We start from the raw sequence: 25,483 nt of genomic DNA, 5'->3' as shown, positions 1-25,483 counted from the left end.
TTGAGACTTTTTCCGTCCAGCTGTGCCAGGGAGCTAATCATGCAGACGACGCCACGAACCACCGACCCTGCAAACGACATTCTGCGGACCGATCGCCAGCCCCTCGACGCCATCTTCCGGCCCCGGGCGATCGCCGTCATCGGCGCCACCGAGCGAGAAGGCAGTGTCGGCCGGACCCTGCTGTGGAACCTGATCACCAATGCCTTTGGCGGGACTGTTTTTCCGGTCAACCCCAAGCGCAACAGCATTTTGGGCATTAAGGCCTATCCCTCGATCGCGGCGGTGCCCGATGCCGTCGATCTGGCCGTGATTGCCACCCCCGCCGCGACGGTCCCGGGGGTGCTGCGCGAGTGCGTGGCCGCCGGGGTCAAGGGGGCCATCGTCCTCTCCGCGGGCTTCAAAGAAATCGGGGCTGAGGGACTGCGCCTCGAGCAGGAAGTCCTCCAGGAAATTCGCCGGGGCAAGATGCGCCTGATCGGCCCCAACTGCCTCGGCGTGATGAATCCCCTCACCGGCCTCAACGCCACCTTCGCCAGCGCCATGGCCCGCCCCGGCAACGTGGGCTTCATTAGCCAGAGCGGGGCGCTGTGCACGGCCATTCTGGACTGGAGCTTCCGAGAAAATGTCGGCTTCAGCGCCTTTATGTCCATTGGCTCCATGCTGGATGTGGGCTGGGGCGACTTGATCTATTACCTGGGCGACGATCCCCACACCCACAGCATCGTCATCTATATGGAGTCCATCGGGGACGCGCGATCGTTTTTGTCGGCGGCGCGGGAGGTGGCGCTGACCAAGCCGATCATCGTGATCAAGGCGGGCCGCACGGAGGCGGCGGCCAAGGCGGCGGCGTCCCACACGGGCGCTCTGGCGGGGAGCGACGCGGTGCTGGATGCGGCGTTCCGGCGCTGTGGGGTGCTGCGAGTGGACCATATTTCTGACCTGTTCGACATGGCGGAGGTGCTGGCGAAGCAGCCCCGACCCAAAGGCCCCCGCCTGACCATCATCACCAATGCGGGGGGACCGGCGGTGCTGGCCACCGACGCGCTGATCGGCTCCCAGGGCGAGCTGACGCCCCTCTCGGAGGAGGCGATCGCCACGATGAGCGAGTTTTTGCCCCCCTTCTGGAGCCACGCCAACCCCATCGACATCCTCGGGGACGCCGATCCCGATCGCTATCTCAAGACCCTGGCCGTGGCGGCGGACGATCCCGAGAGTGACGGCCTGCTGGTGATCTTGACGCCCCAGGCCATGACCGACCCCACCCAGACCGCCGAGCAGCTCAAGACCTTCCTCAAAACCCAGAAGCCGGTCCACGCCAAGACCCGCAAGCCGATTTTGGCGAGCTGGATGGGCGGCGCGGATGTCTCGGCGGGAGAGCTGATCCTCAACGGGGCCGGGGTGCCGACCTATCCCTATCCCGATACGGCGGCGCGGGTGTTTAGCTATCTGTGGCGATCGAGCTACAACCTGCGCGGCATCTATGAGACGCCAACGCTGCCCTCGGACGATGATGCCCCCGATCGCGCCCAGGTGGCAGCGGTCCTGGAGCAGGTGCGGGCGGCGGGCCGGACCCTGCTAACCGAAGGAGAGGCCAAGCAAGTGCTGGCGGCCTACGGCATTCCCACGGTGGAGACGCGCATCGCTCGCACTGTGGAGGAGGCCGTGGCCCATGCCGAGGCGATCGCCTATCCGGCGGTGCTCAAGCTCTTCTCGGAAACCATCACCCACAAGACCGACGTGGGCGGCATCAAGCTGAATCTGCCAGATGCAGACGCGGTGCGCCGGGCCTACGGTGAAATCCAGACCTCCGTTACTGAGCGGGCCGGCGCGGAGCACTTCCAAGGGGTGACGGTGCAGCCGATGATCAAGCTGGACGGCTATGAGCTGATCATTGGCAGCAGTCTGGACCCGCAGTTTGGCCCGGTGCTGCTGTTTGGTTCGGGCGGCCAGCTGGTGGAGGTGATGCAGGACCGGGCGATCGCCCTGCCGCCCCTCAACACCACCCTGGCGCGCCGGATGATGGAGCAGACCCGAATTTATAAGGCGCTTCAGGGTGTTCGGGGCCGCACGGCCAGTGACTTGGCGGCCCTAGAAACGCTGCTGGTGCGCTTTAGCCGCCTGGTCGTAGAACAGCCCTGGGTCCAGGAAATCGACATTAACCCGCTGCTGGTGCGCAGCGCTGACGCCCCTGCGCCGCTGCTGGCCCTCGATGCCCGCATGGTGCTGCACCCGGCCAGCACGCGCCTAGAAGATCTGCCGAAGCTGGCGATCCGGCCCTACCCGAGCCGCTATGTCGCGCCGTGGCGGCTCAAGAATGACCTAGAGATCACCATTCGGCCCATTCGCCCGGAGGATGAGCCGCTGATGGTGGACTTTCACGAGTCTCTGTCGGAGGAGAGCGTATATTTCCGCTATTTCCACCTGATGAAGCTCAGCCACCGCGTCGCCCACGAGCGCCTAACGCGGATGTGCTTCATTGACTACGATCGGGAAATGGCGCTGGTGGCGGAGTACCACAACCCCGAAACCCAGAAACCCCAGCTCTTGGCGATCGGGCGTCTGAGCAAGCTGCACGGCACCCAAGATGCGGAGTTTGCGATGCTGGTGAGCGATCGCTGGCAGTGTCAGGGACTCGGGTCGGAGCTGCTGCGGCGACTGGTCCAGGTGGGGCGCGATGAGCACCTCCAGCGCATCACGGCGGAGATCCTGTCCGACAACCAGGGAATGCAGCATGTCTGCACCAAGCTGGGCTTCCAGCTCCAGCCCACCGCTGACCCGTCGGTGATGTTTGTCTCGATCGATCTATAGGGTGAGAGATAGAAAGAGGGCGATCGCTGTCTTTTAGAGATCTCGAAGAAGGCGATCGCTCTCATAGTAATTAACTACTAGCCTTTCAATCTCAGACAAGCCAGGATGACGCAGCCTACCCAAATTGTGATCTGTCAATTGAGAGAGAGATAGTTCTAATCCTTTCTTTAAAGATTTAACGAGAACAATACAAATACCATCTCGCAGATCTTCAATCTGTTTGCTAGTCAAGTCTTGTCTTTTTGCACAGACAATCGCCCAGTTCATTCTTCTATTTAGATTAAGATTTACGATAACTCCTTGAGGAGAAGGGAAAATTGTGATTGTAACTCCGTAAGGGATGCCATGATACTTCGTAAGAAATTGATTTGGATCTGAATTAGAGAGCTCTTTTTCATAATGAATATTTGGCTCTACATTTCCCTCTTTGAACCACAGAGCCTTATAGAGTTCCTCGGAATACTCTGAATTTCCTGCATGACGACCAAATAAAACATGTGACATGCCTAATGCAAGTTTAGCCATAAAACGCATATGACAGCGTCTGTCAATTAATATCTCACTCCTACGTCGTTTTCCCGATTTACACTGGTTGAGTATGTATTGAATTCGTAAATCGTCTAATTCATCTGGTTCGGAAAAACCAATAGCCCTGAGATCGGCACCTTTGATTTTGGTACACATAATTTTCTTGACTGGACGATCCGCAAAAGCATTTTTAAAAGCTCGCCAAGTTTGCAAGATATCTTCTTGTGACCTTTCAGAGCATATAAAGTAGGCTCTAGACGGTACTTTTTTGCCTGTTCTTGGATTACCACCAGAATACGAATTCATCCGCTTATCTTGTTCTCTCACCCAATAGACCTGCTCTCCTAAAGGTCCCTGCCAAGCTTCACATATCTCATTTTCCTCCATCTCAGGAATGATCAAATCTGAGATTCCCTTACATGTGAGAGGTAATGCAATAGCTTTCTCAGAGTTGAAGAAAAAATATTCAGACTCTTTTAGTGTATCGAAGACAAGAAAATCTTTTTCAAACGCTGCATCTACAAACAGCCCAAGATTGCTGTTGCACTTCCTGCATACATCTCTTGTTTTTAGCTTGTCAGGTGCCTGCGCACCGCCGAGAAACTGAGGAATAATATGTTCTAGCGTGAACCCATCATCAGATTTTTTGCAATAAATGCAGAGACACATGAGTGACATTTCATGGCAATCGTGATCTCCATACTAGATCATGTGCTTGATTACTTGCTGCTTAGATATCTCGAAAACAGCGATCGCCCCTGCAATAAATGAACTATGCTTTGGAACCTGTTTTGATAGTGAAATGCAGTGGCGGTGAGAACTTTGAATTTTCCCTAAAGTCCCTTGGCTGTCCGCTGTCACGTAGGGTTAGCTGGCTCACAATCATCTTTTTTAAGCCTGACACGGATTATCTGCTGGAGGGTGCAATCCAGTTTGCGTCCAAAATCGTCTCGCTGCTCGAATGGAATCGTTCTCTACATAGCGGTTATCGTTCAAATCAAGACGAATGCAAGTTGCGCGACCTGTTGGCGTAGTTCCTTCTATTAAAACTCCCTGATCTCGCCAGATAAAATGATCGGCCCACCTCTGTTTACGAGGATTAAAAATGGGAACGATGTCCTGAGTCTCCGGATCAATGCCAGCCACAAAGTTGTAGCGCCTCTCATTGCAACGACGACAGGCAAGTGCAAGATTGTTGAGCTCATCAGAGCCGCCCAAGGATCTGGGAACGAGATGATCGATGGTAAAGTGACTAGCGCTCAAGCGCTCTGGGGAATGACAATACTCGCAAAGATACTTGGCGCGTTCTCGAATGGCTTGCTTGAGTTCGTCACTAATGGGCATTTTGAGCAGCAAGCATTGCGTTTATATGGGTAAAAATACGATCTAGTTCTCCAATTGCATCTAATTCAGCGAGTTCATCAAGAGTGATTTGATCAGATTTTTTGATTTCTAGAAGATTTTCCATTCGCGCCTGAAGAGAGTCACTGAATCTGAATAAATTCCAGTTGCCAACTTTTTCGAGCTGGATTTCATGAATTAGAGCTGATGGACTTTTAAGAGTTGTAGCCATTTGACCCCCAAGACATCAAAGTTTTGCAAACCAGGCTGTGTCAACTTCTACCGACTCAATTATTTTGATTTTGACACTAAGTCCTGACTCTTTCAATCGTTGAACGAGCTGCTTGCCATCGATGCAAAGCCCAAGATGCGGAGTTTGTGATGCTGATGAGCGATCGCCCTCTCATCCTAAAACTCAAAGCTGTTAATCACCAAACCCCACAGAAGATCAACGAGCAATGCGCGCTCATTAATCTCTCGAAGCTGGTGGTTTGATATAGGAATATGGACCGAAGCATCTCGGGCCATCACCCGCTCAAGGCGAGCGCTCATCAGCGCTTTGATTTAAAGGCTTTAGAGGCCGCGTGACTTCTGCTGCTCGGGTTCACAAAGCGCCTCAAAGCCTCCCAAACCGTAGGCGTCGTCATAATCAAGTTCTGTGAGATGGTCGCGTATCTGTCTCGGCACCGAGCAATGGTACACCTGGCGACTGGAACGGGTGACATTGCCAACCGAGTCGATGAGGTAGTGGATGGTCCGGACCTTGGGAGGGGCGGTTTTCATTTCAAAGGCGGCATTCCGGAGAGTCTCAAAAGCCACCACAGTACAGCTTCCTAGGAGCTCTGGATCTTGAGAGTGAACGACTAAGGTTAGAGCCTGGCTCCCCACCTCGGGCTTGCTCCAGCGATGAAATGTAATGATCTCGCGGGTATCCCGAATATAAGAGCAGACCCATTGCTCAGCTCCCTCTAGGTAGCTGTAAAGCGTCTGAACATTGTCTTTCTCTGTTTCTGCCCATCCTGCTGACTGAAAAGTGAGCAAAAAAAGCGGCAGGCTACCTATGAGAAAAAACATGGTTTTCATGACGCAAGGTCCTCAAGATAGTGAAACTTGTAAACGAAAGCTGCTTGCTCTGAGTTGGTGACTGATATACAGAACTATAAACGACAAAAGGGCGATCGCTGTCTGAATCTCTAAAAGACGGCGATCGCCCCTGCAATATTAATAAACTCTGCTGCACTGTAAGCAAGTTGATTACAGCACTGCTAGATCTTGAAGGCAGCGACGCGTTAACTCCACTCGGGCTGCGGGGTCGCTCTCATTCCGAATGTCGATGTTGGTGGCAAAAAAGTAGACATTCTTTCCCTTCTCCACATAGCCAACATACCACCCAATTTTTGGGGTTACGTCATCTGCAACCCCCACCCAGCCCGTCTTTCCAGTGATTGTATAGTCTGGCGTTTTCTCCATGATCAGGATGTCTTTGACAATAGAGATCGATCGCTCAGAAAAGGGTAAATCATTCGTGTATAGACGGCGGAGAAACTGGATTTGCTCTTGGGGGGTGATTCGCAGATCTCCCCGGAGCCAGAATTGATCAATATCTTCGCTTCCACCAATCTGTTGGTTTCCGTATCCCACTTGGGTCACCCATTCTTGCATCCGGTCGTGCCCCACTTTGCGAGCCAGAACCTGATAGAACCAGATGGCAGAAATCTTGATGGCCTCTCTCATATTCAAGTCCCGATTCCAGACGGGAATCTTTCTGGAAATTCCGTCCCATGTCAGAACGGCAATTTCATCAGAAATGACTCCGGTTTCGAGTGAGATCAGAGAGTTGAGAATCTTGAAGGTTGATGCAGGCAAAAAAGCGGTTGTATTGCGCTGGGGGTTGTGCTGAAAGACTCGATCGTTACTCGAGTCGTAAATTATGATTGAGCCCTCAACTTCCAAATCCTGGAAGTGTCGCCCAAAATCTAAGTTTTGAGCAATATTTGCGGCAGGCAGCGTCACGATTGTTGACTGTTCTGGGGCCGGTGATGCTTGCGTTGCCTGAAAGAGGGTAAAGACAATACAGATCAACGAAATAAGAACAATCCCTGCAAAGCGAACTGCTCGGCTCATAGTCCTCCTTGTCGATGCTGTCTTAATGTGAGCAAACAAGAGTTATGCTCGGTGAACAAAATCTTGCTTGCTCTTAGCTCGCGATCGATATGTAGGACTATAGACGAAAAGAGGGCGATCGCTGTCTAAACCTTTGGCATAAATATACAGCGATCATCTTGTAATAAGTGAACTAGATTGTAGATCCTACTTCCTCCGTGCTTAGCGGTTCTAGGTATCTTTAATTAAGCACCAGTAGCCTATCTAAATTTGCTGTACTCAAGTTGTTTGCTGCCTAAGCTACCAACTTGACTCTCTCTGGGAAAGGTCATAACGAGGTTGGATTCCCTGAGTTGAATATAGGCTTCTCTTTCTATATTGCCCTCCATAACCAATTCTCCACAGAACTACCTCATCTACCCATTGGATTGCTTTTTGTACAACCTCCCATTCCTCAATTGCAGTTAGATTGCTAGGTTTGAGTCCTGCATGAGTTGCATTATTGCGAATTCTAATGAATTTTATAACAAGGTCCCTGTCGCTAGATATACCAATTCGTTGTAAAAGAGTATCAATTCTATATTCACTAATTCCATTGTATCCGTTGCGAGATGCTAAACTTCTATTGTTAAAATCTTTTTCTTGTTGACTTGGATTAGAAGCATCATCAACTAAAACTAAACGTGCTAAATTTTCTAGCAATGTTCCAAGTGCATTGGCAACAACAGGTAAAAAAACATTTCTTCTACGTCCAGATACTCTTGGAATTGCTTGAAAGTACCACTCCAAAAGAACAATCCATTTCTCCTTCCAATGAGTGGTTTGCAGCATTCGTTGAAAAGTTGGAAAACATTGAAGAAGATCTAATAAGTCGTTCATGCCAAAATATCTAATGCAACCTTGTCCTAGTTCTTCTTGCGGAACAATGAGAGGCGCTTCAGCTAATGAGGCTACATCTTCAATTACTATTTGACCCTCCTCCATGTTCACGAACTTCCTTGCAACTGCATAAATCGATTTAATATATCCTCCATTTATATATGACAGCATTAAACATAAGTCTGAGAGAATTGTGCTGGCGTCAGATAAAGATTTATTTGATAGCTCCTGAATTTTTGTGGAATGTTGTTTGCTTTGAAATAACTGAATCTTTAAAGTGATCATTGATCCTCTATTCTGAGCTTCTGGCTTCAGCCAATCTAGAGCATCTTGGTTTGTGGAAAGTTCAATGCTCCAATTGTTACTAATTTCTACTAAGAAAGATTCACATTTTAATGCCTTACTGACATCTGCAAGCTTACAACCTGTAGCCTCTCTTAAAAAATCTGTATTCGGTAGATAAAAATCAAAATAGTGAGCATCTGCGTTTATATCTCCATATAAAGCTCGCTCTGCATAGCCTCTAATTTGTTGTCTTCTGCCGCCTCGAAATGTAAATGTTGGCTTCTCAACTACAAACTGAGGATCTGAACCATTCCAAGACGTTAGTTTTTGAGATGTCCAGTTAAGAGAGGTAAAGTCAGAGTTATATCCTCCTCGAGCTGCTTCGAATTCCCAGTGAACTCGTGGAGTTTGATGAATTGCTAGCCAAACCGTTAAACGGCCTTCAAGATTATCTATACATCCAATATTGTTAAATAGTTCTATGTTGTTCCCTTGGCCTATTAATTCTTCCTTGAAAAACATTTTTTGCTTATTTCTCCCTGTCGCTCAAAAAGCAATACTATCTAACCAAAACCAATCTTGGATAATTCTATGAAAATCTTTACTACTTCATTTGCTGACACTGTAATCCTTTAAGGATTGATTATTGAAATTACAAAAATATAACGACCGACGTAAAAATGTAAATTACTGTTCTTTCTTAAAATTTTGAGTTGATCTTGAGAATATTTGATGCTTCAAGATAAAACTTCCGCGAGATATGCAAACCGTCTCTGTATTGTGAGTGAATACAGAGGCGGTTTGGGGTTGTATGGAGACGGGGTTAGCTGGCTTGGCGGGTGGGCTGGGTGAGGAGGTCGGCGAGGACCTGGAGATACTGGTCGGTGATGTTTGCTACCGAGAAGGACTGGGCGCGGGCGATCAGCTCTGGGGAGTTGCGGGGTTCGTCGAGGGTCTGGAGGACAGCGCGGGCGATCGCCTCCGGATCTCGAGTCGGCGTCAGGCGACCATAGCGGCCATTTTCCAGGATTTCGGCGGGGCCACTCTCGCAGTCTGTCGAGACCACCGGCGTCCCTGCGGCCAGAGCCTCCGCCACCACATTCCCGAAGCCCTCAAAGATCGACGACAGCACAAACACCGACGCCTGGGCCATGTAGGCGTAGGGGTTTTCGGCAAAACCGGGCAGCGCCACATCGGCCTCCAGGTTGAGCGATCGCACCAAGGCCTCCAACTGGAGCCGATCTTCGCCCTCACCCAGGATCATCAGGCGGGCCGGACGCTCCTTGCGCACCCGCGCAAACGCGCGAATCAGCGTCGGGAAATCCTTCTGGCTGACCAGACGGCCGACCCCCAGCAAGACCGGCGGCTCCCCGGGCGCGAACCAGGGATGCTCGACCGGCTCCTGCGTCTTGGCCAGCACCTCCGGCGTGACCACCGGGTTGTAGATCACGCGCACCCGATCTTGAGGAATGTGGGTCATCCGAGCCACGTCGGCGGCGACGCCCGCAGAGGCCGCCACCAGCGCATCTGCCCAGGGATACATCAGGCGCACCAGCTGGGGGCGCACCCGGCCAAAGGTGTGGGGCTGGTGATCGCGGAACTGCTGGGACAGGTTCGTCTGCACGCACATCACGACCTGGGTAGGCACCCCCGCCAGCCGCCGCGCCAAGGTGGCAGAACTCACGATATCCAGAGCCGAAAAGAGGGCCTCGGGCTGCTCGCGCTGAAGATAGCGCTGGAGGGCAAAGGTTTTGGAGACGACGACGGGCGATCGCGCCTGGAGATCCACCAGGCGCACCCCCGCTGGGATCTTTGAGAGATAGGCGCCCTCTGCCTCCGCCACGACCAGATCGGTTTTGAGGCCACGCTCCGCGAAGCCCTGGGCCAGGTGCATCATGGCGCGCTCGGCACCACCGCCCGCCAGAGCCGGCAAAAAAACGCTGACAGAAGAGACAGGATTCATCGTCATGGGGGCTTCTCCTAGAAAAATGGGGGTAAGACAGTCGAAAAGGCCTAGCAGCCTAGGCTGTGCGGGGCACTAGCTCGACCACCAGGGGATGGTCCGGCACGCTGAGGCTGAGCTGAGCGCCGTTGGTAAAAGAGGCGATCGCCGTTTCCGACTCCAGAGGGAGGTAGGTATTAGCGGTGACAAAAGGCTGCGCCAAATTCAGCGTCACGGTCTTAGCTGCTGGGCTCAGCACCTTGCGGTTGCGCAGCCCAAAGCCCGGCACCTCTTGCCACAGCACTAGATAAAAGCGGCCATCGCTCTTTTGCAGCAGGGTGTGGTGAACCTGTTTGGTATCGCCGCTCAGGTAGTACTGCATCGTTTGGGGGGCAACCACAGAGCCGCCATCTTCCAGCAACGCCAGCAAATTTTTTAGAGACGTAAAGGCCGGTTTGGGCGTGCCGTCGTTGCGCAGCAGCCCGAAGCGCTGCTCTTGCTTCTCGGCTTTGCGCTCGTCAATCAGCTGATAGAGAAAGGAGCGCACAATGCCCCGGTTGAAATACTCCAGGGCGAGGCGCGGCGCGTAGCGGCCCACCACCTCCTCGGGAACACCGGGCTGGGAGGCGCGGCGATCGCTCACCGCCGTGTGCCAGCCGCACTCCGTCGCCACCAGGGGCTTGTCAGGTCCGGTGACTGCCTGGGTTTGAGGGATCCAGCGCGTGTCGAGGTCCTGACTGGGCAGATTTCCCCCGGCGTAGCTGTGCATATTGCCCATGTCTCCGGCCTCCAGTTTGCCAAGCTTCCGGCCATTCTCCGGAATCGCCAGGGACGGCAGAAGAACCGGCAGATTTTGGGTGTCGGGATTGGCCTTGAGGGCGCGGTAGAGGCCAGTTTGGTAGTTGCGCACCCCGTCAGGAAAGGCCAGCCCCTGGTAGCGCAGCTTGGGGTGGACGTCCCATTCGTTGGGGCCTTCCACCGCTTCCACCGCGCCGAGCACCGGCTGCAACCCTTCGGCGATCGCGTTATCCGGGGTGAGGCCGTCGCGGGGGTCCATGACCAGGGTGGCCCGAATGCCGTAGCTGGCTAGGTCATTGAGCTTTTCATAAAAGCCCTTATTTTTGCCGCCATCGCGGATATGGTGCACCCCGAGCTCGAGCAGGCGGGGTTTGATGATGTCGTCATAGTGCTTGTAAGCGGTGTCGAGATAGCGCAAATGGGTGGCGACACCCACGGAGTTGACAAAGTCAGCGGCGGGGCGGGCCGTCTCGGTCTGCCACTGGGCGCTGGGAGACCAGGCGATGGGCAACATGACCAAACCCACAGCCAGCAGACTCAGCCAGACGGGTCGAAGGTGCCAGAGCCATCGGAGCAGAAGGCGTTCCATGGGAGTGAATGGGGTAAACAATAGGAGGGACTCGAAGTCGGGCGGGCGGAGGACCGCTAGCCCGAATGCTCAGGGCTTGAGGACGCTGGCGGGAAAGGGCGATCGCCGGTCGGGGGCGATCGCGGCGGTGAGCACCTGGGCCACCTGGGCCTGAATGGCTGGCAGCCCAAAGCGCTGGCGGGCCTGACGGCTGGCCTGCTGGGCGATCGCCCGGGCTCGCTCGGGGTCGCTCTGGCAGTCGGCGATCGCCGCCGCCAGGGCCAGGGTCGCGCCGGGGCGCACCAGCCAGCCCGTTTCGCCGGGGGTGATCAGCTCCGTGGCGCCCCCCGCATCGGCGGCGATCGCCGGTCGCTGGCACAGCTGTGCCTCCACGATCACCCGCCCAAAGGGCTCGGGGGCCGTGGAGCTGTGAACCACCGCGTCGCAGGCCTGCATCAGCGGGATCACATCGGGCCGAAAGCCGAGGAACTTCACCCGGTCCTGGAGGCCCAGGGCCGCCACCTGATCCTGCAACTGCTGGGCGTAGGCCGTCTCGCCAAACAGGGCATCCCCCACAAATAGGGCCGCCACGCTCTCGGGCAGGTGGGCGATCGCCTCCAGCAAGACATGCTGGCCCTTCCAGGGAGAGAGGCGGCTAAAGTGCCCCACCACAAAGCGATCGCCCAGGCCCAGCTCGGCCCGCAGCGCCGGATTGGGGGCCGCCTGGTAGGGCTCCAGGGCGAAGCCGTTGTAGATCACGCTGACCCGCTGGCGATCGCCCCCGGCCGCCACAAAGGCCTCCCGAGTCGCCTGGGAGTTGGCGATCACCCGCGCCGCGAACCCGTTGGCCAGCGTCACTGCCAGCCGCCGCGTCAGGGGGCTAAAGTGCTCCGGCGACAGGATGTCGTGGAGGTGATAGACCAGGGGGCGGCGGCTGAGGGCGCTGGCCAACGCCCCCACGACCAGGGCCTTTTGGGTATTGGCGTAGATCAGGTCGTAGTCTCGGCTCAGGCGGGCCACCCGCCCCGCCAGGGGCACCAGCGCGCCCACGCTGCTCAGGGCCTGCTGCCAGCCAGCGTCTTTGCGCACCTTCAGGGCCTGCTCGGTTAGGACCGTCACGTTGACGCCCGACTCCTCCAGGCGCTGGCGAAAGGGGCCGTCGGCCAGCAGGCCCACGGTGCTGTCGGGATAGGGCCGCACCAGGTCCAGCAGACACAGCTCGGCCCCGCCCAGATGCCCGCTTTGATCGAGAAAGAGGATTTTCATCGCTGAGCCTCCTTGGCTTGAGAACGAGACGGCACCAGCACCTGGCGCAGCAGGGTATTGAGGGGGGCCTCGATCAGGGCATAAACCCCAAAGCCCAGCCCGACGGCGATCGCAGTAATCCCCAGGAGAACCGGCTCACTGCCCCAGCGCGGCAGGCCGAGGGCGATCGCCCCCTTGAGCAGCACCGACAAACCGGCATAGTGAACCAGGTACAGCGAGTAAGACGCATCTCCCAATTGCTCGAAAAATTTCGGCACCGGTCGCGGCCGGTAGCGATCGCAGGAGGCCGCCCCCAGCACCATCAGCCCCGAGGGCAGGCCGTAGGCGACGACGTCGCTCACGGCCAGGGACCCCGCGTGATCCGCCGTCGCCGCCAGCCCAAACATCGCTACTCCTGCCATCAGCACGCTTTCTGCTTGGGGGACCGGCTCCCGCAGCACCCACAGCGCCGCCCCACAGCCCAGGGCAAACTCCAGATTGTGCCGACTCAAAAGAAAGCCCAGCCACAGGCCGGGCTCCACCAGGCTGAAGCGCTCCAGGCCAAACAGGCCCAGAGACGCCGCCAGCCACAGCCCGACAATCACCCGCGATCGCCGCCAGGGCAGAGCAATCAGCACACTAAACATCAGATAGAAAAACACTTCGTGGCTGAGGGTCCAGCCCACAATCACGATGGGAAAGTGGCTCTGGGGAATCAGCAGCAGAGACTTCACGATCACGTCGAGCTGGCGCTCGTGGCCAAAGCCGAAGGCCGGCGACCAGAAATACACCGGCAGCACTGCCAAGGTCACCAGCCAGTAAAGGGGATAAATCCGGGCGAACCGCTTGATCAAAAACGTGCGCAGCTTGGCTGGCTGGCCCCAGTCGCCCCGATGGACGTAGCAGATGATGAAACCGCTCAGGACAAAAAAGAAGTCGATCCCCGCGCCGCCAAAGGCAAAGCGATCGCCCAGAAAGCTCAAGCCCAGCTTGCTTTGGCTAAGCTCTGTGACGTGAAAGAGAACCACCAGCAAAGCCGCCAGCCCTCGCCCTGCCTGAATCAGCGTCAGCTTGGGCCGAACCGGCGCGATCGCGCTATTTCCAGCCGAAATCTGTACGGTCATCAGAATCACCGTTGGTGTTGAGAGAGAACAACTGAGTCCACAGCCGGGAAGGGCTCTAGCCCCTGGCGGGCGATCGCCGCTTGGTGCAGCAGGTACTGCCGCCCCGCCATCCCCATGCCCACAAAGCCCCACAGCAGCACCCCGAAAATTCCGGCCAGCACGTGGTTGAGGCCGATCTGGGCAAAGATCGCCAGGGCGATCGCCCGCGCCGCACTGCCAAAGGGATCCAGGGTCTTGGCGGAAAGCTGAAACAGCCGAAACATCAGCATCCCCAGCCCTCCCAGGTAGGGCAGCGTCCCCAGCCACCCCAGGGAAAACAGCATCGCCAAAATGCCGCTGTCATTGCTGCCCAGGCTGTTACTTTCGAGGACAAAGCCCAGGCCATTGCCCAGGCCCTGGGTCAGAGCCCGCCCCATCAGGGCGCTGTAGCCCTCGACCCGCGCGTTGTAGCTGACGTCGTCCTGGGTATTGCTCAGGGAGTCCAGCCGCTGGCCGATGATGTCAGCAAAGGGCGGCATCGCCGCCAGGGGCACCACGCACAGGGACATCACGGCGATCGCCACCACCAGCCGCATTTGCAGCCGGGGCCGCAGGGACGGCACAAAGGACACGATCGCCACCAGCCAGCCCAGCCACGCCGATCGCGCTGCCGACAGCAAAAACGACAAATAGCCAACCCCCGCTGCAGGCATCAGGCCCGCGCTCCGGTGATTGAGCAGCAAAATCAGTCCCGCCATCATAAACACCCCAAAGGGCTGGGGCGAATTGAGCGTGCTAAACACCCGAATCCCCAGCGGCTCCGGCGTTCCGAAGGCCACCGCATTACTGTTGATCAGCCAAAAGCGGTCCCACTCCGGCGCAACCAGATACTGCACAACCCCGTAGGCCCCCGTCACCAGCACCCCCCAAAAAAACACCCGCTCAAAGTTCTGGCGCATCTGGGGATACTGCCCCCAGTGGACAAACAGGTGAAACGCCAGCATCACCGGCATCAGCCACTCCAGCAGGGACACCGTCGCCCCCAGCCAGGGATTGGTCAACAGGCCAATGCAGTAGGCATAGAGGACCGCCAGGGCGCTCAGGATAAAGGGCAGGCCGCCGCGATAGAGCATCGTGGGGAAATAGCGGCCAAAGGTCAGCACCGTCAGCAGCGTGGCAAAGTAGGGGGCTAGCAAGACGATTCCCTGCTCGTCCCAGCCGCTGCGGTAGTCGATCAGGCGGCGAATCCACGGGCTGAGAATCCAGGTCCACCACGTGAAGCCCAGGTACAGCCGGGGATAGCGGAAATACAGCAGCGTCGCCACCCCAAAGGTGCCAAGGGGAAAGAACAGCCGCAGCAGGCCCCCGGCCCCTGCGAAGGCGCCCAAAATCGTCACGCCGAACAGGGCCAGGATGGCGGTCCAGGCAAGGGCTGGCTGGAGTCCCAGCGGTGGGCGGTTGGGAGAGCGGCCGACGACCATCGCGAGTGTTTTCCTCAAAATTTCACTGGGAGAGCAGCCGTGCCGGGTTGGGCACCGAGGCCAGGGCGGGGACCCAGCGCTCCGGGAGCCAGCTCAGGCCCCAGGCCGCCAGGGCGCGCAGGTTGAAGCCCTGGGCGCTCAGGGCCTGCTGGAAGTAGGGCCGCGCCGCCGCGCGATCGCCCGCTCGCAGCAGGCCAATGCCGAGGTTGGTGTGCTCCTCGGCCCACCGCCGCCGAAACTCTGGCCAGAAGGGCCGCAGCTGCTCGTCTGCCCCAAAGCGCTCGTAGCAGGCGATCGCCGCTTGGGCATTGCGAATTTTGGTTTGGGGATTGGGGCTGCGAAGTATCGAGATCGGAGACTGGCGGTACATGGCCAGCCGCTGGGGACAGTAGTAGGCCCCACCGCCCGCCCGACAGGCCAGATAGGCCGTGAAATAGTCCCAAAACACCCCTGCCACCGGCAGCTGCTCCCAGTCCACGGCGTCGCGCCGCAGCACCGTTGCGCAGGCCACAAAGGCCGACTGATCCACCACCACCGCTTCCCAGCAGGGCTGATGAATCCCAGGCCGCAGGCGATCGCGCTTTTCCTCGCGGCTCTTGCGGGCGGTGGCCTCGGGGTCCAGGCTGCCGTCTTCGTGCACCAGAGCGTAGTCACAAAACGCCATCACCAGCTCGGGCTGGGCGATCAGGGGCGGCATCAGGGTTGCCAAAAACTCGGGGTGCCACAAATCGTCGTCATTGAGGCTGGCCACCCATTCCCCTTTTGCCTCCTGAAAGGCCGCCATCGCGTTGCGGGCGATGCCGAGGTTCTGGGCATTGCGCCGCAGCCGGACCCGCGGATCGCCAAAGGATGCCACCACATCTGCTGGGCTCTCGGCGCTGGCGTCGTCCGAGACGATCACCTCCACCTTGGAGTAGGTCTGGGCCAGCACGCAGGCGATCGCCTCCCGCAGATACTCGGGGCGGTTGTAGGTCGGAATAATCACGCTCACCAAAGGCATTGAAGTCATAGGGCCTCCTCCAGGGCAGTCTTCAAAGCGATTTCTCAGGGTTACTTGCTGGCAGGCTGGGCTGTGGCTGGTGCTGTGGGGGCGCTCTCGTGGGAATGGGGCGATCGCCCCCAGCGCCGCAGCGATCGCCAGGCCCCCAGCACCTGCTCGTATCCCGCCCGTCCCAGCCACTGCCGCCCCCGGACAATCAGCCCCAGCCGCACATAGTTCCGGCTAAAGCGCAGGCCTGGATAGTACGCCAGCGCCTGACGGCGCAGAGCGAGGGCTTGGTCATAGTCCTCCGTCAGCAGCGGCTTCCAGGCCACAGACAGGTAGGCCCGTCCCTTGGCCCGCTGGCGCAGGTCCTCAAACTCTGGACCCAGATCGCCCAAACTCTTGTCAATCACCCGTAGACGGTGCTCCAGGTGAAAGGCCAGCCGGTTGGATTTGCTGCTGGGGCGCTGCCGATAAAACGTCAGGGGCTCGCGAATCACGCCCAGGGAATAGCGCGTGGCAATGCGCACCCACATGTCCCAGTCCTCGGCGGACTTCAGCGCCGGGTCAAACTGGCCCACCGTCTCAAAGCACGATCGCCGCAGCAGAGGAGAGCTGCCGCAAAACACCAGGTTTTCCTCGGCGATCTGGGGCCACACAAAGCCCTCCAGGTCGGAGGCCAGCAGGTGCTGAGTGAGGCGGCCTTCGGCGTCCGTGTTGAGCACCCAGGTGTGCACCCAGCCCCGCTCCGGATGGCTATCTAGGTAGGCCACCTGGCGCGCGAGCTTGGTGGGGTGCCACAGATCGTCGGAGTCCAAAAACGCCACATACTCGCCCTGGGCATGGTCTAGGCCCCGGTTGCGGGCGGTGGCGCAGCCTTGATTTGGCTGGGACAGATAGCGTAGACGCGGCTCGCCCAGGGCCTCGGCCCAGGCAGCAGTGCCATCGGTACTGCCGTCATCCACCAGCAAGATTTCCCAGTCGCTGAAGGTTTGCTGGCGCACGCTGTCTATCGTCTGGGGCAGATAGGCGAGGGCGTTGTAGGTGGGAATGATGACCGAAACTTTGACCATGACTTCCTTGGGGACTAGCGAGAAACCGGAATGGGCGATCGCCCGGGCGCGCTGGCGCTCAGGTTGGCGGTCACAGTGCGAATGAACCGCTCGACCTGCTGCTGGGGGTCAAACTCGGGCCGCTGGGCATTGGCGAGGGCTCGGGCCGCGCGATCGCTGTAAACCTGGGGATCTTGGAGGGTGCGCAGGGCCTCGATATAGGGCGCTGGGTCGTTGTAGGGATCGGCCAAAAAGCCCCCGTCGCCCACGGTGTAGGGAATGCCGCCCCGCTGGGCTGCCACCACCGGAATGCCGTTGATCTGCGCTTCTAGAATCACCCGGCCAAAGGTCTCGATGAACTGGGACGGGGCCAGCAGGGTGCGGGTCACTCGGTACACCGTGCGCATGTCGGCCTGGTTTTCCCAGATCGTCACGTTGGGGAGCGATCGCGCCGGTGCCAGTAGGCTCTCGAGGTAGTCGTCGCGCCGCTCCGACCATTTGCCCTTGACAAACAAAAATTCCTGGTCCGGCAGCTGGCGGGCGACCTCCAGGGCGATGTCTACCCCTTTTTCGGGCACCGGATTGATGAAGGTAACGTAGCGGCGCTGGTGGTCGCTGACCCGGTAGCGGTCCGGATGGACAAAGGGCAAAATCACCTCGATGGGCCGGTCGGTGACCCGGGCCAGGCCCTCGGCGGTGTGGGGCGCGTTGGCGATCAGGTGAAAGGCTTCTGGAATGACCGTGGTGTCGTCGATGAGGTAAAGGTTGCGGGCGAAGTAGAAGCTGGGAAAGCCCCGCTGGGCAGCGCGGCTGAGCAGGGGGCAGTGGACCTGAAACTGGCTCAGCACGGCGTCGGGCTGGAAGGCGTCCAGCCGCTGGTCGAGAATCTGCTGCCAGCGCGCCTCATCGGCGAACTTGGTGGGCTGGCGCCAGGCGGGGTAGCCCAGGTCGTGGTCGAGAAACGGGCCGAAGGGCGATCGCAGCTGGCCGAGGGCTTTGAGCGCGCCCCGCCGGAAATAGGGCGATCGCAGGGAGAGGCCGCACAGCACCTCGATTTGCCAGCCCCGCTGCTGGAGCTGCTCAAACAGAAACATCGCCGATCGCTGGGCACCGCCAGAGGAGTCGGGAAAAAACGGGGGTGGATTGACAAAAAGCAGTTTGGTCATAGCTCAAAGGTGGAGGGGGTCAACGTCGGGCTCGGCGGTGGGCGATCGCCTGCCGGTAGATCTCGTGGAGCTGGGCACCGATGGGCTCCCAGTCGTAGCGGCGGGCTTGGGCTTCGGCCCGGGCGCAGTACTGCTGCCAGCGATCGCGCGGCGTCATCAGCGCCCGCCGCAGGGCCACGCCTAGATCGGCGTCTTGGTCATAGCAGAGGCCCTGCTCGCCATCGGTAATCAGCTCCGGCAGCGCGCCGCGCTGGGGCACCACCACCGGCCGGCCAAAGGACAGGGCCAGCAGCGCCGAGCCCGAGTTGAGAATCCGGCGGTAGGGCAGCACCACCCAGTCCGCCGCCTCGAGGTACAGCTGCACCGCCGCATCCTCCACAAAGTCCAGGTGCAGGCGCACCCGCGGATCAGCGGCGGCTTCGGCGGCGATCGCCTCGCCCAAGGCACCGTCACAGGCCCCCGCGATCACCAGCACCGCCTCCGGATCGTCGATGGCCCGAAAGCAGCGCAGCAGCTCGTCCACGCCTTTGTAGGGCTTGATGTGGCCCAGGTGGAGCAGCACCCGCTGCTGGGGCCGCAGCCCCAGGCGCGATCGCGCCTCGTCTCGGCTGAGGGTGTGGGGATAGGCCCCGATGTAGTGGCCGTGGGGCACGCAGTGGACCCGCTTCCAGCGGCCGTACTTCTCGCCCAGCTCCTGGCGGCCGTACTCGCTCATCACCAGCACGTCATCGCACAGGTGGGCCAGAGCCCACCGAAATAGCTCCTCCGGCCAGGGAAAGGCGACGTCGTGGGAGCGGGAGTTGTGGACCGTCCACACGATGCTCACGCCCTGGCTCTGGAGATAGCGCAGATTGCGGAGGCTGCCCAGCAGCAGTCGCCAGGAAGCGAGGGGCCGGGCGGGGTCGTATTTGCAAAAGCCCTGAATCCAGTGCAAGTGCAGGATGTCCCCCCGGCGAGGGTCTGCTTTGAGTTCTGCGATCGGCCGGCGGGGCTCGTAGGGCTGCACGGTGACGCCCTGGCGGCGCACCGCGCCCCACAGACAACTTAGGTAGGGGTTGCCTGCCGACTCGAAGCTGGGGGTAAGCACTGTCAGGGCTTGGGGTGAGGCTGGATCGGCTGGGCGGGCGATCGCCGAGAGGGGCAGCTTCATCGGGCACCTCCCAGAACTTGGGCGATCGCTGCTTCCACCGAGGCCATGGGCTGGCGGTAGCGCTGGATTCCTTGCCAGACGGACTCCCGCGCCGCCGCGCGATCGCGTAAAAGGTCGTCCACCTGGGCCAAAACGGCGGCCTGCTCCACCGCCTCCAGGGGCAAGGTGCGATGGCTCTGGTCGATTTCGGCCATGAAGCCGCTCACCTTGGGGTCGTAGGCTAGGCCCACCACCGGCACCCCTTGCCCCGCCGCCAAAATCAGCGAGTGCAGCCGCATGCCGATCACCCCGTCCAGGCTCGACAGCAGCCGGGTCAAGTCCTCCAGGCGCGGAAAGCTGCGGTGGACCACGCAGCGGGCCGAGTGGCGGCTGTACTGGAGCAGTTGCAGGGTAGCCACGTAGTCATCGTCCCAGGGGTGATAGTGCTGGGAGTGGGTGCGCAGGGGCAGGAAATGCACCACGGCGTCGTAGCGCTCCACCAGCGCATCGGTGACGGCGGCCAGCTCCTTGAGCAGGGTGGGGCCGAGGTGCGGGTCCACCGAGGGGCCGCGGCGGGCCAGGTGGCGCACCGAAATGCCCAGGTGGGGCGATCGCCCCACCTGAGGCAGGGGAGCGGGCTGGCCGGACAGGGCCGCTAGGGCCAAGTCGCTCATCACCTGGACCGGCTGACGGACGCCGAGGGCCTGGAGCTTGGCCTGGGAAGCGCGATCGCGCACCGCCACCAGGTTGACGCGGTTGAGGACGGCAGGAATCAGCGCCTCGCTCTCGGGCCGGAAAATTTCCCCGACGCTGAGGCCCAGGGCCAGGGTGGGCCGCCCCAGGGCGATCGCCCGCTGCATGGGCTGGAGCCAGCGCTGGGCGATGGAGCTCTGCTGACTATCGCGCAGCAGGTCGCCGCCCCCCAGCACGAAAGCCCGACTGCCCAGCAGCTGACGCCAGCGCCCGAAAGCCGCGCGGCGACCCTGACGGGCGATCGCCGAGACGCCGTAGCGCTGGGCCGTGTCCGCCGGGTCGTCCGAGAACACCGTGACGGGGTCAGAGTCGGGCAGCAGCGTGAGCAGCCCGCTCAGCATGGCCTCATCGCCCAGATTGTGGTTGCCGTAGAAGCCGCAAATGGTAATGGCTTGGGATGAACCGATCATCTGTTTGCTTCGCTGTTTGCTTGGGTGTGTGGATCTGGGCATTCCCTAGGTTTTGCGCCATCGGCGATCGGGCAGCGCCGATCGCACCAGGTCCAGGGCGCGACGCGACAGGTCTGGCGCAATCACGAACAAAGCCGCGCTGTAGACCAGCCCGCCCGCCAGGACGTAGACGCTCACCGCCGCGCCCAGGGGCAGCCAAGGGCTCAGGGCTGGCTTGAGCAGGGCGATCGCCCCCACCATCAGCCCCGCCCCGGCAAAGGGCGCTGCGTACTGCCGGAAATAAGTCTTGAAATCCAAGCGAATCAGGCGATGCACCACCCAGACGGTCAGGGGTGCCATCAGGTAGCCCCGCAGCACATAGGACGCTGCCACCGCCACGATGCCCCAGCGCACCGCGATCGCGAAGGCCACCACATTGGCCAGAGCCTGCACACAGTTGAGCGCCAGGTTCCAGCCCGGTTTGCCCAGGGCCATGATCATCGGCCCGTTGTAGTAGAACCCGGCGTACAGCAGCCCAATCCAGCCCAGGATTTGCATCACCGGAATGCTGGGCCGCCACTGCTCCCCAAACACCAGCACCACCAGCTCCGGGGCCAGGGCCGACAGCCCTAGGAACACCGGAAACGCCACCAGGCTGGTCATCTGGATCGCGCTATAAAAAGCGCCTTTGAGGCGCTCTGGCTCGGCCTGGAGCTTCGAAAAGACGGGCATCGCGGTTTTTTGGATGGTGCCGATCATCAGCTGGGACAGAACCAGCAAAATCCGATAGGCCACGGTGTAGTAGCCCAGGGCCACCGGACCGAGAAAGTAGCCAATCAAGAAGTCATCGGCGCGGCGGTTCAAAAAATTCAGGGCGTTGATGCCCACCACGTTGATGCCGTAGGAAAACAGCTCGCGAAAGTGGCGGCGCGAAAACCGCAGCCGGGGCCGCCAGTCGCTGACCTGCCACAGCACCGCCACGCCCACGACGCTGTTGGTGAGCTGCTGCCCCACCAGGCTCCAGACGCCCCAGCCGGTCAGGGCCATGGCCACGCCAGTCGCACCGCCCGCCAGCAGGCCCACCAGCGATCGCCAGGCCAGGGTCTTGAAGGCGAGCTCCCGGCTGAGAATGGCCGTCTGGACGCTGTTGAGGGCGCCCAGGACAAAATTTAGGGACAGCCAGCCAATAATCGGCGTGAGCAGGGGCTGCTTGAACAGGGCGGCGATCGCCCCGGCCGAGGCAGCGCTGGTGATCGTCAGCAGCCCGCCGATCAGAACATTGGTCCAGAATGCCGTGTCCAGGTGGTCTGGCTCGAGTTCACGCCGCTGGACGATCGCCTGGGAAAAGCCCTGGTCCAAGAAGACCTGCATGAAGGCAAAAAAGACACTTGCCAATGCCACGAGGCCAAAGTCTTCGGGGTTCAGTAGTCGCGCCAAGACCAGGAACACGATAAACGAGATCGCCTGACCGCCCCAGTTCTGGATGGCCGTCCACAAAACCCCTCGCAGTGCCTTTTGCTTCAAACTCATGGTGCGTGCTGAATAGTGGGTGCCTAGGAGTCCTCGATCTAGTACGCGCCGAAGCCAGACAGCACGCGGGGCACCGTCATCAGCAAGATCTTGAGGTCACGCCAGGGGGACCAGGCCTTGAGGTACTCCAGGTCGCACAGGTTCACCGCATCCAGATCTCGCAGGTGCGATCGCGCCGTCACCTGCCACTCCCCCGTGATGCCCGGCAGGGCATTCAGGCGGTGCTGGAACTCGGGGCGAATGCGCACCGCGTCGTACAGCGCCCAGGGCCGCGGACCCACAAAGCTCATCTCGCCCCGCAGCACATTAAAGATCTGGGGCAGCTCGTCCAGGCTGTACTTGCGCAGCCACGCGCCCAGGGGCGTCACTCTGGGGTCGTTTTCCTGCTTGTGCAGCCCCTCTTGGTGGCCCATCACCTGGTGGTGGAGCTTTTCGGCCCCGACGATCATGGTGCGGAACTTGTAGATGCGGAACAGGCGGCCCCGCTCACCGACGCGCCACTGGGCAAACAGCACTGGTCCCGGCGACTGGAAGGCGATCGCCGTCGCGATCGCCAGCAGGATCGGCGCCAAAGGCACCAGCATCACCAGGGCCAACAGGCGATCGCTCAAGCGCTTGAGGCGCCACCACAGCGCTGCTTGCTTGTTGGGCAGCTCGGGCGTGCTGGGCACCCGCAAAAAGATGGTCTTGCCCGCTTGGGCACTGGCATCGGCCCACAGCCGCAGCTGGTCTTCGCCCAGGTCCGGCGTCAGGCTGATCAGCCGCACCGAGGAGTGCTCTAGGCACTCCGTCAGGCGATCGCCGTGGGGGGACATTTCCGACTCTGATTGGCCGGGCGATCGCACCAAGAGCTGATTTTGGCGCCACATCAGGGAGCAGGGGAGCGACTCCGGCGCGCGATCGCGCGCCGAAACCGGCACCAAGGGACCTTGGACTTTCAAAGACAATGCATTCATAGGAACCTCGAACGTTTCACTAGGGGGTTTAGTGGTCTTCGGTCAGTTGTTCTCGATCGGTGTCAGTGAATGATGCTCAATCGGCTGTCTGGGATCGGGCGCCAGCGGGGGCAAGCCGCCAGCCCAGCCTGAGGCCAAGAAATGGGCCTTAAAGGTTCACAGCGCCTACATGGGCAGCCGCTCGGGCGCGCTGTAGCCTACATAGGGGGTATAAGCCGTGCTGGTCGCGCCATTGGCAATCATGCCGATCACGTTCAGCTGGTGGAGGGTGTGGGCGGCTTGGCCCAGCTCGGTGCGCGTCACCTGGCCGATGCGGCCCACCAGCATCACGCCCTGACAAAACGAGCCCGCCAGCATGGCATCCACCATGCCCAGCACCGGCGGCGCATCCAGCACCACCAGGTCGTAGGTTTGCTCAAACATGGCCATCAGCTCCGCCATCCGCCGAGAGCTCAGCAGCTTGGCTGGATCGGTGGGCGTGGGGCCTGCCGTCAGCACCGAGATGTCGCTGTCGTGCCCCGAGGGCTGGATGTCGCCATGCTGGAACAGGGCATCCCCCGATAGCAGTGACGACAAACCGCGATCGTTCGGCAAATTGAGCTGCTTGTGCAGGCTGGGGCGGCGCAGGTCCGCATCAATCAGCAGGACCCGCTGGTGGAGGCGCGCCGCGCTCATGGCCAGCCCCATGGCCAGGGTGGATTTGCCTTCCCCGGCGAGGGCCGAGGTCACCACAATGGACTTGAGAGGCGAGGCCGCGTTGAGCAGCTGGATATTTTGGTAGATGAGGTCCATCGACTCCCGGAAGGGCGGCCAGTGAATCACCTCAAGGGAAGCAGTAGTGAAGGTTTCGCTGCGGCGCAGGGGCAGCTTGATGGTGGGCTCGGCGACGCTCACGCTCCGAGGCAGCTCCGGGATCATGCCCAGCAGGGGCAGCGGCACCTGCTTCTGGAGATCGTCGGAGGTGTGGACCGCGTCATCGACCCCCTCGCGCACAAAGGCCGCCACAGCGCCCAGCATCAGCCCCGCGACGGCCCCCAGCAGGAGATTGCGCTGGAGGTTGGGGGCGATCTGGTTGCCGGTGCGGGGCTCCTCGACCACCTGCCAGTCAAAGCCGCCCCGGGCGATTTCCAGGCCCAGCTCCTGGCGGGCCTTCAGGAGTTCCTGGAGGGTTTCTCGCCGGAGCTGGAGCTGGGGCTCGAGGCGACCGTACTCGGCCAGCAGCTGCGGAAAGCGCTGGAGCTCGCCGGTGAGCTGCTGCTCGGTTTGGCTGAGGCTGCGGCCCCGAGCCTGGAGCGCTTGGAGGCGGGTTTGGGTTTCGACGAGCTGTCCCGCTAGGTTGAGGTCCAGCTCGCCCATTTGGCCCTCGGTGAGTAGGCGATCGCCCTGGCTAGAGGTGCCGGTCGAGGTGCTGCTGAGGACGCGCTGGGCCTCCTGCTGGAGCAGGGCGAGCTGGCGCTGGCGCTTGTCGATCACCTGCTGGACATAGGGCGAGGCGTCCTTGAACCGGAGGCGCTGCTGGGCGAGCTCGATCTCGGTTTTTTGGATCTCGTTGAGCAGGGCCTGATAGCGGGTCGATTCGCTCAGGCGGGAAGCCAGGAGGGCCGCCTGGGGCGATCGCCCCAGCTGTCGCTGGAGAGAGGCAAACTGCGCCTGAGTCGCCTGGAGCTCGGCCTGATTGGTCTGCTGCTCCTGGCGAGTGCGGCTGAGGGCTTCCAGAATGGTCTGGGACTGGGCCTCCGGGTCGATCAGGTTTTGGTTTTTGCGGAAGGCCTCGAGGGCGGCCTCTGCCTCCCGCACCTCCGCCTGCACCTTGGGCAGCTGGTCATTGATAAAGGCCAGACCCCGCGACAGCCGCAGCTCCTGCTGCTCTCGGTTGTAGTCCTGGTAGACCTTCTGCACCGCCTGCAAGACCGCCTGGGTTTTCTCCGGGTCGTCCCCGGTGTAGATCGCCTCGAAGATCTTGGTTTTGGTCTTGTCGTCCTCGACTTGGGTGACGATCAGGGCCTCTTTGAGATGGCCCACGGTGATGTCGGGATAGGTCGGCTTGAGCTGGTCCACGGCCCGCTGGAGCAGCTGGGAGCTTTTCATCAGCTGGAGCTGGGTCGAGTAGTCGAGCTTGACATTAGAGTCGGTAAATTGCCCTTCCGAGGCGCGATCGCCGTTTTGGTCCCGGCCCTGGTAGTTGGACTCGACCAGCAGTTGCAAAGAGCTTTGGTAGACAGGGGTTGTGAGAAAGGTCAGGCCAGCGGCGGCCGCCACCACGCTGCCAAAGACGCCCAGGAGCCATAGGCGGCGACGGGCGAGAACCGCGAAGATTTGGCCGTAGCCACCGTCGGAGTCGCCGGAGTCGGTCCACCGAGGATCCGTGACGGGAGAGCGATGGGGCGCGAAGTTGCCGGGAGTGTGAGGAACGAGTGCCATGAAACCTGCCTAAAGCAATTGCGT

General features: G+C 60.0%; 20 protein-coding genes. 1 reads left to right on the top strand and 19 read right to left on the bottom strand.

Going from position 1 to position 25,483, the window contains the following annotated elements:
* The first annotated feature begins 39 nt into the window (after positions 1 to 39).
* Positions 40 to 2,808, top strand: a complete 2,769-nt coding sequence (locus GEI7407_RS11030; protein ID WP_015172249.1) for a bifunctional acetate--CoA ligase family protein/GNAT family N-acetyltransferase — start codon at positions 40 to 42, stop codon at positions 2,806 to 2,808.
* A gap of 33 nt (positions 2,809 to 2,841) precedes the next feature.
* Here GEI7407_RS11030 and GEI7407_RS20195 read toward each other — a convergent pair whose 3' ends face one another.
* The 19 genes from GEI7407_RS20195 to GEI7407_RS10950 form a co-directional block, all read right to left on the bottom strand.
* Complete coding sequence (locus GEI7407_RS20195; protein ID WP_015172248.1) at positions 2,842 to 4,005, bottom strand: HNH endonuclease; 1,164 nt, start codon at positions 4,003 to 4,005, stop codon at positions 2,842 to 2,844.
* Between the two features lie 222 nt (positions 4,006 to 4,227).
* Positions 4,228 to 4,680, bottom strand: a complete 453-nt coding sequence (locus GEI7407_RS20190; RefSeq protein ID WP_015172247.1) for an HNH endonuclease — start codon at positions 4,678 to 4,680, stop codon at positions 4,228 to 4,230.
* Positions 4,670 to 4,909, bottom strand: coding sequence for a hypothetical protein (locus tag GEI7407_RS20185; protein ID WP_015172246.1), 240 nt, complete (start codon positions 4,907 to 4,909; stop codon positions 4,670 to 4,672). Before GEI7407_RS20185 ends, GEI7407_RS20190 begins: the two co-directional genes overlap by 11 nt.
* 341 nt (positions 4,910 to 5,250) lie before the next feature.
* Positions 5,251 to 5,760 (bottom strand): hypothetical protein, encoded by a 510-nt coding sequence (locus tag GEI7407_RS11020; RefSeq protein WP_015172245.1) that lies wholly within the window; start codon positions 5,758 to 5,760, stop codon positions 5,251 to 5,253.
* Between the two features lie 171 nt (positions 5,761 to 5,931).
* Entirely contained in the window at positions 5,932 to 6,765 is an 834-nt protein-coding gene (gene blaOXA, locus GEI7407_RS11015; RefSeq protein WP_396229534.1) for a class D beta-lactamase, read from the bottom strand.
* A 315-nt stretch (positions 6,766 to 7,080) separates the two neighbouring features.
* Entirely contained in the window at positions 7,081 to 8,466 is a 1,386-nt protein-coding gene (locus GEI7407_RS20180) for a hypothetical protein (RefSeq protein ID WP_015172243.1), read from the bottom strand.
* Between the two features lie 301 nt (positions 8,467 to 8,767).
* Positions 8,768 to 9,913: a glycosyltransferase gene (locus GEI7407_RS11010; protein WP_015172242.1), complete on the bottom strand. Its 1,146-nt coding sequence runs from the start codon at positions 9,911 to 9,913 to the stop codon at positions 8,768 to 8,770.
* 52 nt (positions 9,914 to 9,965) lie between these two features.
* Positions 9,966 to 11,273, bottom strand: a complete 1,308-nt coding sequence (locus GEI7407_RS11005; protein WP_015172241.1) for a hypothetical protein — start codon at positions 11,271 to 11,273, stop codon at positions 9,966 to 9,968.
* Between the two features lie 69 nt (positions 11,274 to 11,342).
* Positions 11,343 to 12,518 (bottom strand): glycosyltransferase, encoded by a 1,176-nt coding sequence (locus GEI7407_RS11000; RefSeq protein ID WP_015172240.1) that lies wholly within the window; start codon positions 12,516 to 12,518, stop codon positions 11,343 to 11,345.
* Positions 12,515 to 13,621 (bottom strand): acyltransferase, encoded by a 1,107-nt coding sequence (locus GEI7407_RS10995; protein ID WP_015172239.1) that lies wholly within the window; start codon positions 13,619 to 13,621, stop codon positions 12,515 to 12,517. The genes GEI7407_RS11000 and GEI7407_RS10995 overlap by 4 nt, the downstream gene beginning before the upstream one ends.
* 5 nt (positions 13,622 to 13,626) lie before the next feature.
* Positions 13,627 to 15,081 carry a hypothetical protein gene (locus GEI7407_RS10990; protein ID WP_015172238.1) on the bottom strand — a complete coding sequence of 485 codons (1,455 nt, stop codon included), beginning with the start codon at positions 15,079 to 15,081 and terminating at the stop codon, positions 13,627 to 13,629.
* A 22-nt stretch (positions 15,082 to 15,103) separates the two neighbouring features.
* On the bottom strand, positions 15,104 to 16,090 hold the full coding sequence (locus GEI7407_RS10985; RefSeq protein ID WP_015172237.1) for a glycosyltransferase family 2 protein: 987 nt from the start codon (positions 16,088 to 16,090) through the stop codon (positions 15,104 to 15,106).
* A 41-nt stretch (positions 16,091 to 16,131) separates the two neighbouring features.
* The gene (locus tag GEI7407_RS10980) at positions 16,132 to 17,136 is read right to left on the bottom strand and encodes a glycosyltransferase (protein ID WP_015172236.1); all 1,005 of its coding nucleotides are present in this window, start codon (positions 17,134 to 17,136) and stop codon (positions 16,132 to 16,134) included.
* Positions 17,137 to 17,150: 14 nt separating this feature from the next.
* On the bottom strand, positions 17,151 to 18,281 hold the full coding sequence (locus GEI7407_RS10975) for a glycosyltransferase (protein ID WP_015172235.1): 1,131 nt from the start codon (positions 18,279 to 18,281) through the stop codon (positions 17,151 to 17,153).
* A 19-nt stretch (positions 18,282 to 18,300) separates the two neighbouring features.
* Positions 18,301 to 19,431, bottom strand: coding sequence for a glycosyltransferase (locus GEI7407_RS10970; protein WP_015172234.1), 1,131 nt, complete (start codon positions 19,429 to 19,431; stop codon positions 18,301 to 18,303).
* On the bottom strand, positions 19,428 to 20,573 hold the full coding sequence (locus GEI7407_RS10965) for a polysaccharide pyruvyl transferase family protein (RefSeq protein WP_015172233.1): 1,146 nt from the start codon (positions 20,571 to 20,573) through the stop codon (positions 19,428 to 19,430). Before GEI7407_RS10965 ends, GEI7407_RS10970 begins: the two co-directional genes overlap by 4 nt.
* 45 nt (positions 20,574 to 20,618) lie before the next feature.
* On the bottom strand, positions 20,619 to 22,082 hold the full coding sequence (locus tag GEI7407_RS10960) for a lipopolysaccharide biosynthesis protein (RefSeq protein ID WP_015172232.1): 1,464 nt from the start codon (positions 22,080 to 22,082) through the stop codon (positions 20,619 to 20,621).
* A gap of 38 nt (positions 22,083 to 22,120) precedes the next feature.
* Positions 22,121 to 23,038, bottom strand: coding sequence for a heterocyst development glycosyltransferase HepC (gene hepC, locus GEI7407_RS10955; RefSeq protein WP_015172231.1), 918 nt, complete (start codon positions 23,036 to 23,038; stop codon positions 22,121 to 22,123).
* Positions 23,039 to 23,203: 165 nt separating this feature from the next.
* Positions 23,204 to 25,459, bottom strand: a complete 2,256-nt coding sequence (locus tag GEI7407_RS10950) for a polysaccharide biosynthesis tyrosine autokinase (protein ID WP_015172230.1) — start codon at positions 25,457 to 25,459, stop codon at positions 23,204 to 23,206.
* Between the last annotated feature and the right edge of the window lie 24 nt (positions 25,460 to 25,483).

Source organism: Geitlerinema sp. PCC 7407, assembly GCF_000317045.1.
Classification (GTDB): domain Bacteria; phylum Cyanobacteriota; class Cyanobacteriia; order PCC-7407; family PCC-7407; genus PCC-7407.
This window is presented reverse-complemented; position numbering and strand designations above follow the sequence as displayed.